This is a genomic window from Thiemannella venezuelensis (genome assembly GCF_014203605.1).
Taxonomy (GTDB): domain Bacteria; phylum Actinomycetota; class Actinomycetes; order Streptosporangiales; family Streptosporangiaceae; genus Planomonospora_A; species Planomonospora_A venezuelensis.
The window spans coordinates 194,991-208,583 of the sequence record NZ_JACHJJ010000014.1; the positions used below are offsets into that span (position 1 = coordinate 194,991).

At 74.3% G+C, this 13,593-nt stretch carries 11 protein-coding genes; 4 read left to right on the forward strand and 7 right to left on the reverse strand.

What is annotated here, in order from left to right; genetic code table 11:
- The first annotated feature begins 6 nt into the window (after positions 1-6).
- Both FHS22_RS21220 and FHS22_RS21225 read left to right on the forward strand, forming a co-directional pair.
- Positions 7-1,008 carry a hypothetical protein gene (locus FHS22_RS21220; protein ID WP_184944087.1) on the forward strand — a complete coding sequence of 334 codons (1,002 nt, stop codon included), beginning with the start codon at positions 7-9 and terminating at the stop codon, positions 1,006-1,008.
- A complete protein-coding gene (locus FHS22_RS21225; RefSeq protein WP_184944089.1) occupies positions 987-2,015 on the forward strand; it encodes a cation:proton antiporter in 1,029 nt (342 codons plus the stop codon). The genes FHS22_RS21220 and FHS22_RS21225 overlap by 22 nt, the downstream gene beginning before the upstream one ends.
- On the opposite strand, the gene FHS22_RS21230 is transcribed toward FHS22_RS21225, so the two are convergent.
- Positions 1,927-2,499, reverse strand: coding sequence for an SseB family protein (locus tag FHS22_RS21230; protein ID WP_184944091.1), 573 nt, complete (start codon positions 2,497-2,499; stop codon positions 1,927-1,929). The genes FHS22_RS21225 and FHS22_RS21230 overlap by 89 nt on opposite strands.
- A 179-nt stretch (positions 2,500-2,678) precedes the next feature.
- On the opposite strand from FHS22_RS21230, the gene FHS22_RS38240 reads away from it, so the two are divergent.
- Positions 2,679-2,804, forward strand: a complete 126-nt coding sequence (locus FHS22_RS38240; RefSeq protein WP_260408132.1) for a hypothetical protein — start codon at positions 2,679-2,681, stop codon at positions 2,802-2,804.
- A gap of 72 nt (positions 2,805-2,876) precedes the next feature.
- Here the strand turns inward: FHS22_RS38240 and bar are convergent, their stop codons facing one another.
- Together bar and FHS22_RS21240 are read right to left on the reverse strand one after the other, a co-directional pair.
- A complete protein-coding gene (bar, locus tag FHS22_RS21235) occupies positions 2,877-3,977 on the reverse strand; it encodes a barbiturase (protein ID WP_184944092.1) in 1,101 nt (366 codons plus the stop codon).
- A gap of 71 nt (positions 3,978-4,048) precedes the next feature.
- Positions 4,049-4,957: a carbamate kinase gene (locus FHS22_RS21240; protein ID WP_338047872.1), complete on the reverse strand. Its 909-nt coding sequence runs from the start codon at positions 4,955-4,957 to the stop codon at positions 4,049-4,051.
- Between the two features lie 223 nt (positions 4,958-5,180).
- On the opposite strand from FHS22_RS21240, the gene FHS22_RS21245 reads away from it, so the two are divergent.
- A complete protein-coding gene (locus FHS22_RS21245; RefSeq protein WP_184944093.1) occupies positions 5,181-6,062 on the forward strand; it encodes an esterase/lipase family protein in 882 nt (293 codons plus the stop codon).
- Here the strand turns inward: FHS22_RS21245 and FHS22_RS21250 are convergent.
- The 4 genes from FHS22_RS21250 to FHS22_RS38990 form a co-directional block, all read right to left on the reverse strand.
- Entirely contained in the window at positions 6,029-6,772 is a 744-nt protein-coding gene (locus FHS22_RS21250) for a thioesterase II family protein (protein ID WP_184944094.1), read from the reverse strand. The two genes, FHS22_RS21245 and FHS22_RS21250, sit on opposite strands and share 34 nt — an antisense overlap.
- Before the next feature lie 118 nt (positions 6,773-6,890).
- Positions 6,891-7,100 carry an MbtH family protein gene (locus FHS22_RS21255; RefSeq protein ID WP_184944095.1) on the reverse strand — a complete coding sequence of 70 codons (210 nt, stop codon included), beginning with the start codon at positions 7,098-7,100 and terminating at the stop codon, positions 6,891-6,893.
- Entirely contained in the window at positions 7,097-11,077 is a 3,981-nt protein-coding gene (locus tag FHS22_RS21260; RefSeq protein WP_184944096.1) for a non-ribosomal peptide synthetase, read from the reverse strand. The genes FHS22_RS21255 and FHS22_RS21260 overlap by 4 nt, the downstream gene beginning before the upstream one ends.
- Positions 11,074-13,593: condensation domain-containing protein (locus FHS22_RS38990; protein ID WP_420829984.1), on the reverse strand; the 2,520-nt coding region annotated here is incomplete at its 5' end. The genes FHS22_RS38990 and FHS22_RS21260, both read right to left, overlap by 4 nt.

Here is a 13,593-nt window from a genome sequence, read left to right on the forward strand (position 1 = left end):
GATCGCGTGGACAGGGACCGCTTCGCACGGCTGCCCGCCGTCATCGCGTCCCTGATCCTGCTCCCCGTCCTGCTGGAGATCGTCGCCTGGTACATCGAGGGCGAGGAGTACGACGTCTCGCGCGCCGTCACGGTCGTCGTGGTGATCGTCTCCCTCGCGCTGCTCGCCACGGTGATCGGCCGGATCCGGGCGCGGCTGCCGGTGCTGATGGTGGCCGCGCTGACGGTCACCGCGGCCGGTGAGGGCGTGCTCGGGCTCGTCGCCGCGTTCGGCCCGGTGCTGGGGCGGAGCGGCGTCCCGGGCGAGCTGCACGGGCTGATCACCACCGGGGTGAGCGCCTTCGCGTTCGTCACCGGCGTCTACCTCCTCATCCAGTACCGCAGGGGCCTCTACCTGCCCTACCTGGAGGCCGGGATGGGCCCGCCGCCCAGCGCCACCAAGCGGAAGGTCATCGGCGAGTCGGAGATCCTGATCCGCACCCTGCCGGGGATCGGCCCGTCGGTGGAGAAGTCGCTCGGCAGCTGCGTCGCCATGCTCGACCAGGACGACCTGCACTTCGTCGCCTACTACGCCGACGGGCGCTGCTGCTTCTACACCGACGTGCTCGACGACGCCGACCTGGCGCACTTCTTCCACGACACCGACCAGGAGGAGCGCCGGGAGGTCTACCTGAAGGCCGGCCACCAGCTCGACTGGCTCACCGGCCGGCTCAACCGGCAGTTCCGGCGGATCGAGGGCGGCATCCTCATCCGCACCGTCCTCGACGTCGAGCGCGGCGCCCTGTACTTCTACTGGATCGACGAGACCCGCTACCTGATCGGCGTGACCCTGGACCAGCGCAAGGTGGACATCGCCGACGACAAGATGGCGAGGCTGGTGGACATGATCCGCGGCCATTTCACGCTTCCCCCGATCAACCAGCGCGAACGCCCCCCGAACCCCGCGGAGCAGGGAGGCCGGCTGCGGTCCATCTCAAGGAGTGAGCCTTGGCCCGAATCGGGCTCCTGATCGTCGTCGTCGGCCTCGGCTGGCTCGCCGCCGAACTCGGCGGGCTGGACGGCCTCGAGCATTCCTCCGTCTACGTGCTGTTCAGCAGCCTGCTGCTGGCCATCGGCCTGTACGGCAGCACGCACGGCATCGACCGCGCCGAGGCCAGGGAGCACACGCGGCTGATCGTGCTGGCCGTCACCGTGGGGGTGGTCCTCAAGACCGCGTTCATCACCGGGGTCGTCCACCTGGTCTCCGGCGACCCGCGCGCGCTGATCATGGCGGTGGTGGTCGCCCAGATCGACCCGCTCTCGGTCGCCTCCGTAATGCGGGACGACCGGCTCTCCGGCCGGGCCAAGACGATTCTGGGGGCCTGGTCCTCCTTCGACGACCCGGTGACGATCATCCTGGCGGTGTACGCGGCGGCGCTGGTGAGCGGCTCGGGCGGCGGCGGGCTGTCGGCGGCCTACTTCGCCGACCTGGGGTTGAACGCCCTGTTCGCGCTGGTCGCCTACCTGGTGTGGCGGCTGGTCAGGACCGCCCCGCCGGTGCTGAGCTACGTGGCGGCGGTCACCGCGGTCGTCTCGGCCGCGTGGAGCTCGCTCATGCTCGGCCTGGCGACCGCCGGGCTCTACCTCCGGCTGCCGGACTCACGCTGGCTGGCCCGCGCGGTGAGCGCGGCGTTCGCGCTCTCGGCGTTCCTGATGGGACTGCTGCTGGTGGGCGGGGCGAACATGAGCATGGGCGTGCTGCTCGGGCTGACCGCGTTCGCCGCCCAGATGCTCGCCGCGCTGGTGCTCACCCACGGCCTGCCGGTGATCGACCGGGTCCACCTCGGCCTGGCCCAGCAGAACGGGGTCACCGCGGTCATCCTCGCCCTGGTCTTCGAACGTGACTTCGGCGGGTTCGTCGCGGTGATCGCCCCGGCGATCCTGACGATCAACCTCGTCCACGTCGTGGCCAACCGAACCGCCGACGCCTGGGGGCCCCGGCATCCCCGGGGGCCTCTGCCATCCGCGCCACGGTGATCCCGGGGACCCCGGCGGCCAGCTCGTCGAGGGTCCCCGACTCCACGGCGGCGAAGGCCGCGAGCACGCCTCCCTCGATCACGAACGGCACCGGCCCGGCCACGTCGACCACCACGGCGGCGGCCTTCTCCTGCGCGGCGGCCCGGCAGACCTGCGGGACGGTGGCCTGGATGGGCCGGGCGTCGGGGCGCCAGCGCCTGAGCGGTTCGGTCCCGGTGAAGGCGAGCACCGCTTCGCGGCCGTCCTTGCCGACGAGTTTCGGCAGGGCCATCTCGCTCTCCTTCTCCTGCCGGAGCCCGTGCTCGCCGACCTCGGAGCCGATCAGCAGGGCCACCACGGGGACCAGCAGGCGGGCGCCGCTCAGCGCGGCGACCACCTCGCCGGGACCGGCCGTACCGGCGGAGAAGGCGGCGAGCGCGGACGCCGCGGAGGCGTCGGCGCCGCCGTCGTCGTCGGGGACCAGGGGCTGCGGAATGCTCGGCACGAACCGCGAGCCTACCGGGGGCCGGTGGAGGGGCGGGACACGCGGTGGGTTCCCCGTCCCGGAGCCGCGCCGGTCCCGGGGCGCACGGCTCCCCGGTCCCGGAAAGTCGGGACATGGGACCCATGCGGCCGGGCCCGCGGGCGGGCCAGGATGCTCTCACCGGACAGGGAGGGCAGGCCATGATGGGATCGGCCGAGAACGGCACCCGGCTCGGGGAGTCGCGGCTCGCGCGGGCGACCCGGTACACGGTGGAGGCGACGGCCTTCGTCGCGGCCCTCGCGGTCGTCTACGCGCTGTGGAGGTGACCGGCCCCTCCGGTGGGGGTACGGCCGCGCGGGAGGCGCGGCCGTACCCTCCCCGGAGGAGGGCGGCGGGGGTCAGCCGAGGTCGGCGATGGCGGCCACCGGGCCTCCTCCGCTCGGCCCCTGGTGCACGGCGGCGACGCTGACGAAGACCGCCGGGTCGCCGGTGACCGAGGCCGCCACTCCGCCGACGGTCGCCTTGATCTGGCGGTGCCAGTGCACGTCGGAGTCGTCGAGCATGATGTTGCGGCGGCCCCGGACATGGCCGGAGGGGTCGGCCTCGCACTTCATGAAGACGTTGACCAGGCGGCCCTTCAGGTCGGAGGGGTGCGGGCGCTCGGGCAGCTCGATGCCGCTGGAGCGGATCGCCTCCCAGATGCCGTCGGCGTCCAGCGCGTCCTTCATCACCGAGTGGCCGATGCGGTAGCGCCCGCCGATGCCGCGGACGTTGCCGACGACCACGATCTGGGCGCGGTCGAGTTCGACCCCGCTGGAGCAGGAGGCGACCGAGGAGTACAGCGACAGGTCCCGGTGGATCTGCTCGGCCGAGGGCATCTCGATCTCGCCGAGGGCGACGGCGATGCCGAGCGCGGTGGTGGAGTTGGAGATGTCCATGGACGGGCCGGTGTCCTCGGTCACCACGTCCTTGCCGCGCGACTTGGCGTCGTTGATGGTGGCCAGCGTCAGCAGCGGTGTCTTGGTCTGCACGTAGTGCACGTCGGCGGGGTCGTCGATCCCCGCGGTCTTCATGGCCTCGCGCACCCCGGCCGCGACCTTCTCCACCATGGCGGGGCGGCCGATGTCCTCGGGCAGGATGACCTCGCTCATCGCGATGCCGACGCTGACGCGCGGCTCGTCGCCCGGCTCGGCGCCCGGTTCCGGGGCGGTGGTGGCGAAGACGGTGGCGTGCGGGCTGAGCACGCCGTCGGTGCCGCCGGACCACACCAGCGGGACGCTCTCGGGCGCCGGGTGGCCCTTGGCGGCGAGCACCTCGCGGAAGGCGCGGTCGGCCAGGATCCGGGTGTAGTCGTTCACCCCTCCGTTGCCCTCGGTCTTGCCGATCACCGCGAGCACCCGGTGCGCCTCGATCACCCCGTCGTCGATGAGCTTCGCCAGCCCGGAGGCGTCGGTCACGCTCTCGATGGGCACCTTGCGCACTTCGATCGGTTCCGGCATCACAGCCACCTTCCAGTCGGTCGTCTCGGCTTCCGCACCGTTTGCTTCCGCACCGCTCACTTTCGCACCGCTCACTTCCGCACCACGGTCCCGGCCTGCCCGGTGACCGCCTCGGCGATGTTCTCCAGCGAGGTGATGACCGCCCGGTCGCCGCCGTGCTCGACGAAGCGCAGGGCCGCCTCCACCTTCGGGCCCATACTTCCCGCGGCGAAGTGCCCGGCGGCGTGCAGCCCGCGGAGCTCGGAGGCGGTGATCGGGCCGATGGGGCGGGCCTGCGCCGTACCGAAGCCCACGACGGCCTGCGGCACGTCGGTGGCGATCACCAGCCGGGCGGCCCGCACGGTCCGGGCCAGCAGGGCCGCGGCCAGATCCTTGTCGATGACGGCCTCGACCCCGGTCAGTCTCCCGTCGGGGCCGCGGACCACGGGCACGCCCCCGCCGCCCGCCGCCACGACGACGAACCCGGCGGCCATCAGCGCCGCCACGGCGGGCGCGTCGAGGATCTGCAGCGGCTCCGGGGAGGGCACCACCCGGCGCCAGCCCCGCTCGAAGCGCCGCCAGGTCTGGCCGAGCGCCTCGAAGCGGCGGGCCTCGGCCTCGGTGAAGTAGCGGCCGATGGGTTTGACCGGGTCGCCGAAGGCCGGGTCGGCGGGGTCGACGAGCGTGCGGGTGACCACGACGGAGGCGCGGCCGTCGAGGGCGTTGAGCACGAGCGCGCCGATCGTCGCCTGGGTCTGCGCCCCGCACCAGTCGAGCGGCACCGGGGGCACCACGTCCGCGGCGAGCTGGTTCTTCAGGATCAGGTTTCCCACCTGCGGGCCGTTGCCGTGGGTGAGGACGACCTGGTGGCCCGCGGCGATCAGCGCGGCGGCGTGCCGCATCGCCCCCTCGACGGCGCGGCGCTGGTCCTCCGGCGTCGCGCTCCCGTCCGAGGCCGTCATGGCGTTGCCGCCGAGCGCGATCACCACACGTTCACCCACAGGGGCGACGGTAACGGCCCGCCCGCCCCGCCCTCATGGGCGGTTGTCGCCCAACGGCCAGGGATTCTTCGGCAGAACCCGCCATCCGAGGGGGCGGCGCTCCGCTGCCGGAGTTGTACGGCCGTGCCAAGTTCGCCGGGCAAGCGGTGCGGCGGGGCCATAGAACCGGGCGGGGCCCGTGGGCGAGGCTGCATCTTCCGGGTCCCTTCGGAGGAGAGATCGCGTGGGGCAGCTCCGTCTCGGCCAGATCGCCGTGGTCATCCTGTGTGTCGCGGTCGGGCTCGCGGTGCTCGTCTTCGCCGCCGACACGATGGTGGGCCGGGAGGCGACGCCCGAGCCGCCCAGGACCGACCGGGTCGCCGAGGCCAGGAGGATGGCCTCGGAGGGGCTCTCCGGCGCCAACGACTTCGACTGCCGGCCCCGGGAGGCCACGCCGTACCCGGTGGTCCTGGTGCACGGGGCCAAGAGCACCGGGGCGGTGACGTGGCCGGTGGCGGCGCCGTACCTGAGCAAGCAGGGCTACTGCGTCTTCGCGCTCGACTACGGGTGGAGCAGGTCGATCAGGGAGTCGGCGCAGGCGCTGGGGATCTTCGTGGAGGGGGTGCTCCAGGCGACCGGGGCCGAGAAGGTGGCCGTCGTCGGGCACAGCCTCGGCGGGGTCGTGCCCCGGGCGTACATGCGTTTCGACGGCGGGGCGGGGAAGGTCGCCGAGCTCGTCACGCTGGGCGCGCCGCACCACGACCTCACCGAGGAGCTGAGCAGGAGCTGCGGGTGGGAGACGGTCTGCGACGAGCTGCGCCCGGGCTCCGAGCTGATGAAGGCGCTCGGCAGCCCCTCGATGGTCGAACCCGGCGTGAGCTACACCGCCCTCGGGCTGAAGGCCGAGCAGGAGGTCGCCTCGACCTTCATCGAGGGCCCGCCCGAGCAGGTCGGCAACCGGCTGCTCCAGGACGACTGCCCGCTCAAGGGGCTCGTCGAGGGCGCCATCGGGCACAACCTGGAGACGCTGGACCCGGTGATGCTCTCCTACGTCAACAAGGCGCTGGAGGTCCCCGGGCCGCTGCCCGAGGACTACCGTCCCGACTGCTTCGCGCTCATCATCTGAACGACCTCGGCGACCACCCGCTCCCGCAGGGGCTGCAGGTAGAAGTGGTCGCCGGGGAACGTCGTCAGGGTGAAGCCCGAGACCGTGCACGCCTCCCAGGACTTGGCCTGGGCCGCCGTGACGACCGGGTCGGCCTCGCCGACGAACGCGGAGATCGGGGTGCGCAGCGGGGGGCCGGGGCGGGAGCGGTGGTCCTCGATCAGCCGGAAGTCGCCGCGCACGTAGGGCAGGATGACCTCGCGCATCCCCCGGTGGGACAGGACCGCCGGCTCGGAGCCGCCCAGCCGGGCGAGCTCGGCCACCAGGCGGTCGTCGTCGTACTCGGAGAACCTGCGCCTCTCCCGGGGCTCGTGCGGCGCCGGGCAGCCCGAGACGAACAGCCGGACCGGGCCGAGGCCCTGCGCCTCCAGCAGGCGGGTGACCTCGTAGGCCAGCAGCGCGCCCATGCTGTGCCCGAACAGCGCCACACGCCGGTCCAGCAGGGGGGCGAGCGCCCCGGCGATCTCGGCGGCCAGCGCGTCGAGGCTCTCCGGGAACGGCTCCGCGAACCGGTCGGCCCGGCCGGGGAGCTGCACGCCGTGCAGCTCGACCGAGTCGGGCAGCAGGGCGGGCCACTCGCGGTAGGCGACGGCCGAGCCGCCGGCGTGCGCGAAGCAGACCAGGCGGGTGGTCGCCCCCGGCCGGGGGCGGGGGCAGCGGAGCAGGGTCATCGGGGCGTGCTCCCCGCGCCGGGGACCGTACGGGGCCGGGCGGGGGGTCCACCGGTCGCTGGCGCTCCGGCGGGGAGAGCGCGGATCGCGCCGGCCGCGGAGGGGAGGCCGGCGGGGCTCATTCGCCCATCGCCCGGATCAGGCTGCTGGGCCGCATGTCGGTCCAGTTCGTCTCGATGTGGTCCAGGCAGGCCTGCCGGGTGTCCTCGCCGAAGGCGACGGTCCAGCCCGCCGGGATCTCCGCCCAGGAGGGCCAGAGGGAGTACTGGCCCTCGTCGTTGACCAGTGCGAAGTAGGTGCCGTCGGGGTTCTCGAAGGGGTTGGTCATCGCAGTTCCTTCCTGAGCAGCTCGGCGATCTGCGCCGCCGGTCCGGGGTTCAGCATGCTCGCGTGGTCGCAGGCGACCGCGTGGTCGGTGATCGTTCCGGTGACGTACGGCTTCCAGTCGGCGGCCGTGGGGCTGTCCGCCTCGCGGCCGTGGGCGGCGGTGACGAAGAGCACGTCGCCGTCGAAGCAGCGCGGCTCGTACTCCTGGGAGATTTTCACACCGTTGCGGTAGTTGCGGTAGACCGCGAGCAATGTCTGCTCGTCGAGGGTGGCGTACCGGCCGCCCTGGTCCCGGACGAACGCGACGACGTCGTCGATCTCCCCCGAGCCGCGGTAGCCGATCGCGGCGAGCAGTTCGGGCAGCACGTCCCGCTCGTCCGGGCCGCCCTCCCGCCCCGGGTAGGCGTCGAGCACGGCCAGCAGCGCGACCTCCTCGCCGCTCTCGCGCAGCTCGACGGCCATGGCGTGGGCGATCAGGCCGCCCATCGACCAGCCGGCCAGCAGGTACGGCCCGCGCGGCCGGACGCGGCGGACCTGTTCGAGGTAGTCGCGGGCCATGGCCTCGATCGAGGGGGCGGTGTAGTCCGGCTCGGACAGCACCCTCGCCTGGAGGGCGTAGACCGGCTGGTCCGGGCCGAGGCGGCGGAGCAGGCCGGAGTACGGCCAGCCGAGGCCGGCGCCGGGGTGCACGCAGAACAGCGGCGGCGCGGCGCCCGTCCGGCGCAGCGGGAGCAGGATCTCGCGTCCCGTGGAGGCGTCCGGGTCGCCGGGGCCGTCCGGGTCGTCCGGGGAGCCGGCGCGGGCCAGGGCCTCGGCCGTCTGACGGGCGAACACCTCGCGGGGGCTGATCTCCAGTCCCTCCCTCCGGGCTCGGGAGACGAGCTGGATGACCGCGATGCTGTCGCCGCCCAGGTCGAAGAAGCCGTCGTCGGCGCCGACCCGCTCCAGGCCGAGGACCTCGGCGAACAGGCGGCAGAACCGCTCCTCGCCGGGGGTTTCGGGGGCCCGTCCGGATGCGGGCACGCCCGGTTCCGGGAGGGCGGCGCGATCGACCTTGCCGTTCGGGGTGAGCGGCAGCGCGTCCAGGACCACGACCGCCTGCGGGACCATGTACTCGGGCAGGGTCTTCCCCGCGAACGCCCGCAGCTCCTCCGGCACGACGCCTCCGGCGGTGGTCCCGGCCGCCGGGACGTCCCCGGCGCCCTCCCGCCCGCCGCCCGCCGTGCGCTCCTCCACGCCCACCACGTAGGCGACCAGCCGGTTGTCCCGGGCCAGCACCGACACCTGCGCGACCGAGGGGTGCCGGGCCAGCACCGCCTCGATCTCGCCCGGCTCGATCCGGAACCCGCGGATCTTGACCTGCTGGTCGGCCCGGCCCAGGTACTCCAGCTCGCCCTCCGGCGTCCACCGGGCCAGGTCCCCGGTCCGGTACATCCGCCCGCCGTACGGGCAGGCCGTGAACCGCTCGGCGGTCAGCCCCGCCCGCCCGAGGTACCCCCGGGCGAGGCCCGCGCCGGACAGGTACAGTTCGCCGACCGCGCCCGGCGGGACCGGCCGGAGGAAACCGTCCAGCACGTGCGCCCGCATGCCGTCCATGGCCCGGCCGATGGGCGGCGCGCCCTCCCCGACCTCGGAGACCGCGTGGTAGGTGGCGTAGGTGGTGGTCTCGGTGGGCCCGTAGACGTGGCCGAGGACGGTGTCCGGGCAGGCGTCGCGCACCCGGCGCATGGCCGCGGGCGAGGCGGCCTCGCCGCCGGTGAGGACCTCCGCCAGGAGCGCGAACGTCCCCGGGTCCTCCTCCGCGACCAGGTTGAACAGGGCGGTCGTGATGAACAGCGCGGTCAGCCGGTGCTCGTGCGCGAGCCGGGCGAGCGCGGCCGGGTCGAGCTCGCCGGGCGGGGCGACGACGACCGTGCCCCCGGTCAGCAGCGGCACCCAGATCTCGTAGGTGGAGGCGTCGAAGGCGTGCGGCGAGTGCATCAGCACGCGCCGGTGCCTCCCGGTCCAGCACCGGTCGGCGGCGAGGGCGACGACGTCGCGGTGGCGTACGGCGACGCCCTTGGGCGTGCCGGTCGAGCCCGAGGTGTAGATCACGTAGGCGAGCTGGCCGGGGTGGACCCGTACGTGCGGGTCGTACTCCGGCACGAAGCCCGGGTCGTCGCCCGCGGCGGCGCCGGGAAGGTCCAGGCGGACCACCGCGGCTCCGTGGGCGAAGCCCGGCTCGCGGTCGGTGACCAGGACGGGCGCGCCCGTGTCGGCCATCACCCAGCTCATCCGCTCCGGCGGGTAGCCGTGGTGGACGGGCACGTACGTGCCGCCGGCCTTGGCGATCGCCAGGGTCGCCACGACCACCTCGGCCGACCGCTCCAGCAGCACCGCGACCGGGGTCTCCGGCCCCACCCCCAGCTCGGCCAGCAGGTGGGCGAGCCGGTTGGCCCGCCCGTTGAGCGCGGCGTAGGTGAGGGAGAACCCGTCACCGGCGACGGCCTCGGCGTCGGGGGTCCTCTCCGCCTGCTCGGCGAAGGCGCTCACGAGCGTCGCGTCCCGCCCGGTCTCCGCGTCCGCCGTCCCTCCCGGTACGGCCTCCGCCCCGACCAGGGCCCGCTCGTCGGCGGAGAGCAGGTCGAGCCGGGCCAGCGGCAGGTCGGGGTCGGCGGCGACGGCCTTGAGCAGCCGCGTCAGCCGGTTGAGCAGGCGCAGCGCCTCCGCGCGGGGGAAGACGTCCGGGCGGTGGTCCAGGCGCAGCGAGAGCCGCCCGCCCGGGACGACCGCCAGGGCGAGCGGGTAGTGGGTGGCGTCGCTCCCCCCGGCCCCGGTGAGCCTGAGCCCGTCGCCGACCTCGGCCGCCGCGGTGTCCGTCGGGTAGTTCTCCAGGACCGTCATCGTGTCGAACAGCGCACCGGAGCCGTGCCACCGCTGGATCTCCGCCAGGCCGAGGTGGTGGTGGGGCAGCAGGTCGGTCTGCTCCGCCTGGATCCGGGCCAGCAGCCCGGTCAGGGTCTCGTCGGGGCGGAGCCGTACCCGGACCGGGAGGGTGTTGATGAACAGGCCGACCATGCGCTCCACGCCGGGCAGCTCGGCCGGGCGGCCGGAGACGGTGCCGCCGAAGACGACGTCGTCGCGGCCGGTGAGCTGGGCCAGCAGCAGCGCCCACGCGCCCTGGACCGCGGTGTTGAGGGTGAGGGAGCGGGACCGCAGGACGGTGGTGAGCCGGTCGGTGAGCCCTTCGCTGAGGTGGGCCCGGACCCGGCCGGGGTCGGCCGGGGGCCCGCCCGCGAGGTCGGGGGCGACCAGCGTGGGCCCGTCGAGCCCGTCCAGGGCCCGGCCCCACGCCGCTCCGGCGGCGGCGCGGTCCTGCCGGACGAGCCAGGCCAGGTAGTCCTTGTACGGCGGGGCGGGCGGAGGCTCCGCGCCGGTGTAGAGGGCGAGGAACTCGGCGGCCAGGAGGGGGGTGGACCAGCCGTCGAGCAGGATGTGGTGGTTGGTGAGGACCAGCCGGTGCCGGTCCGGTGCGAGCCGTACCAGGGCGAACCGGAGCAGCGGCGGCCGGGCCAGGTCGAACCGGCGGGCCCGCTCCTCGGCCGCCACGGCGTCGGGGTCCCCGCCGGAGACCTCCCGCCAGGGGACCTCGACCCGGCGGTGGACGAGCTGGACGGGGTCGCCGCTCGCCCGCTGCCGGAAGGAGGCGCGCAGGTTGGGGTGGCGTGCGAGCAGCCTGGCGGCGGCGTCCCTGAGTCGCGCCGCGTCGAGCGGGCCCTCCAGTTCGAGGACGAGTTGGGCGGTGTAGACGTCGGGCGCGGCCTCGTCGAACACGGCGTGGAAGTACAGGCCCTGCTGGAGCGGCGAGAGCGGCAGGATGTCCTCGAGCTGGGATGCCGGGCCGCCGGTCGCCGGAGCGGCGGGGGCGGCCGGGATCACGGGGCCGGTGAGCGCCGGGGCGGCGGTGCCGGAGGTGGTGATCGAGCCGGTGGGTGTCATCGGGCGCTCCACTCCGCGTCGAGTTCCGCCGCGAACGCGTCGATCTCTTCCTGGCTGACGGGGACCAGCAGGTCCGAGGGGGTCAGGCCGCCGCCGGTGTGCAGGGACAGCCCGGTCAGCGCGGCGAACCACGCCTCGGCCAGCTCCCTGACCCGCTCTTCGGTGTACAGGCGGCCCGCCCATGACCAGGTCGCCCGCAGGCGCGGCCCCTCGGGCGTGTCCCGGGTGAGGGCGTTGACCTCCAGTGCGTGCGGCAGAGCGAGGCCGGGGTCGTGCCCGCCGCCCGCCGCGTCGGACTCGTCCGCCGGGGACCAGTCCGTCCCCGGGGCGGCCTCGACCCGGCCGAGGTAGTTGAAGGCCAGCTCCGGGGCCGGGTAGGTGCTCAGCCGGGCCGAGGTCCCGGGGTTGAGGTGGCGGAGCAGGCCGTACCCGATGCCGTTGTCGGGGATCGCCCGGAGCTGCTCCTTGACCCGTTTGATCGCCCGGCTCGCGGTGGGGCCGGGCAGGTCGCTCCAGTCCGCCGGGCCGGGGTCGAGCCGGACGGGGTACATGGTCGTGAACCAGCCGGCGGTCCTGGACAGGTCCACGCCGGGGAGGATCTCCTCCCTGCCGTGTCCTTCGAGGTCGAGCAGGATCGACTCCCGTCCGGTGCACCTGGCCGCGGCGAGCGCGAGCCCGGCGAGCAGCACGTCGTTGACCCGGCCGTGGAAGGCGGCGGGAACGGTGGTGAGCAGCGGTTCGGTGATCTCGGGGGGCAGTTCGAGGGTGAGGTGTCCCTGGGTGCCGAAGGTGTCCCGCGCCGGGTCCAGGCGACCGGGCTCGGCTCCCCGGGAATCCGGCAGGGCACCGCCCGTGCCCTGCGCCGCGTCCGGCCGGGCGCCGGGACCGTCCCCCTCCGGGCCGCACCCTGCGGCCGGTGCGTCCTCTCCCTGGTCCCGCCAGGCGGCGAGCGCGTCCTCCGCGCGGCCGTCCCCTTCCAGGATCCGGGTCCACAGGCCGAGCTCCCCCTCCCTGACCTGCGCTTCGGCGTGGAGTCTGCGGGCCCAGGTCCGGAACGAGGTCGGCACCGGATCCAGCACCGGCTCCTCCCCCCGGCCCGCCGCCTCCCACGCGGCGAACAGGTCCGGCAGCAGGATCCGCCACGACACCCCGTCCACCGACAGGTGATGGACCGTCACCACCAGCCGCCCCGACACCCCCGGCCCGGCGTCCAGCCACGCCACCTGCACCATCCGCCCGCACGCGGGATCCAGCCCCGCCCGCGACCGCGCCGCCTCCCGCGCCACTGCGGCGGCAAGATCATCCGCCGTCTCCACCCGGCGCACGCACCCGGCCGCCGCCACCGCCCCCGCCGGCAGCACCTCCAGGCCCCCGACGGGTTCCCCCGGCCGGGGATTGCTCTCGGCGATATTCATTGCCGAGAGCAATCCCCGGCAGACCAGCCGCAACGTGTCGTGCCGGTCGAGTACGGCCTGCACCGCCGCGGTCAGCGGCTCCAGCCCCAGACCCGGCGGCACCCGCAGCACCACCGTCTGGCTGAAGTCGTCCGTCGGGCCGGGCAGCTCGCTCAACCAGTGCATGATCGGTGTGGGCTGCACCGGGCCGGTCCCGGCTCCCTCCGGCTCGACCTCGACCCCCTCCTCCTCCACCGCCACCAATGCCAAAGCCTGCACACTCTGATGCCGGAACACATCCTTCGGCGAGAACACCAATCCCGCCTGCCGGGCCCGCGCCACCAACCGGATCGCGCTGATGCTGTCCCCGCCCAGATCGAAGAACCCGTCATCCACCCCCACCGAGCCCAACCCCAAAACCTCGGCGAACACCCCCGCCAGAACCGCCTCCCGACCCGTGGACGGCCCCCGCCCCGACACCGCCACCCCCGGCACCGGCAACGCCGCCCGATCCAGCTTCCCGTTGCCCGTCAACGGCAACGCCCCCAGCACCACCACCGCCGCCGGCACCATGTACTCCGGCAACCGCTCCCGCACGAAGGACCGCACCTCCTCCGCTGACAGAGCGGTCCCGTTCTCCGGCGCGCGCTCCGGTGATGCCGCCCCCTCCGCCACATCCCGTGGCGACTCCGCCGGTACGGCGCGCATCCCGGCCGACCCCTCCGCCGCCGGACGGCCCGCGCCCGGCGCCCCCACCACGTACGCCACCAGCCGCCGGTCGCCCGGCCGGTCCTCCCGCACGACCACCGCCGCCTCCACCACCCCCGGATGCGACACCAGAACCGCCTCGACCTCCCCCGGCTCGATCCGGAACCCCCGCACCTTCACCTGCTGATCGGCCCGCCCCAGATACACCAACCGGCCATCCCGCCCCCACCGCGCCAGATCCCCCGACCGGTACATCCGCGACCCCGGCCCCCCGAACGGACACGCCACGAACCGCTCCGCCGACAACCCCGCCCGCCCCGCATACCCCCGCGCCAGACCCGCCCCCGCCACATACAACTCCCCCACCACCCCCACCGGCACCGGACGCAACCACTCATCCAGCACGAACACCCG

Excerpts from the sequence above, each read along its gene's own strand:
- FHS22_RS38240 (WP_260408132.1), top strand. The coding sequence starts at position 2,679 with ATGATGGGATCGGCCGAGAACGGCACCCGGCTCGGGGAGTCGCGGCTC.
- bar (WP_184944092.1), bottom strand. The coding sequence starts at position 3,977 with ATGCCGGAACCGATCGAAGTGCGCAAGGTGCCCATCGAGAGCGTGACC.
- FHS22_RS21250 (WP_184944094.1), bottom strand. The coding sequence starts at position 6,772 with ATGACCCTGCTCCGCTGCCCCCGCCCCCGGCCGGGGGCGACCACCCGC.
- FHS22_RS21255 (WP_184944095.1), bottom strand. The coding sequence starts at position 7,100 with ATGACCAACCCCTTCGAGAACCCCGACGGCACCTACTTCGCACTGGTC.
- FHS22_RS21260 (WP_184944096.1), bottom strand. The coding sequence starts at position 11,077 with ATGACACCCACCGGCTCGATCACCACCTCCGGCACCGCCGCCCCGGCG.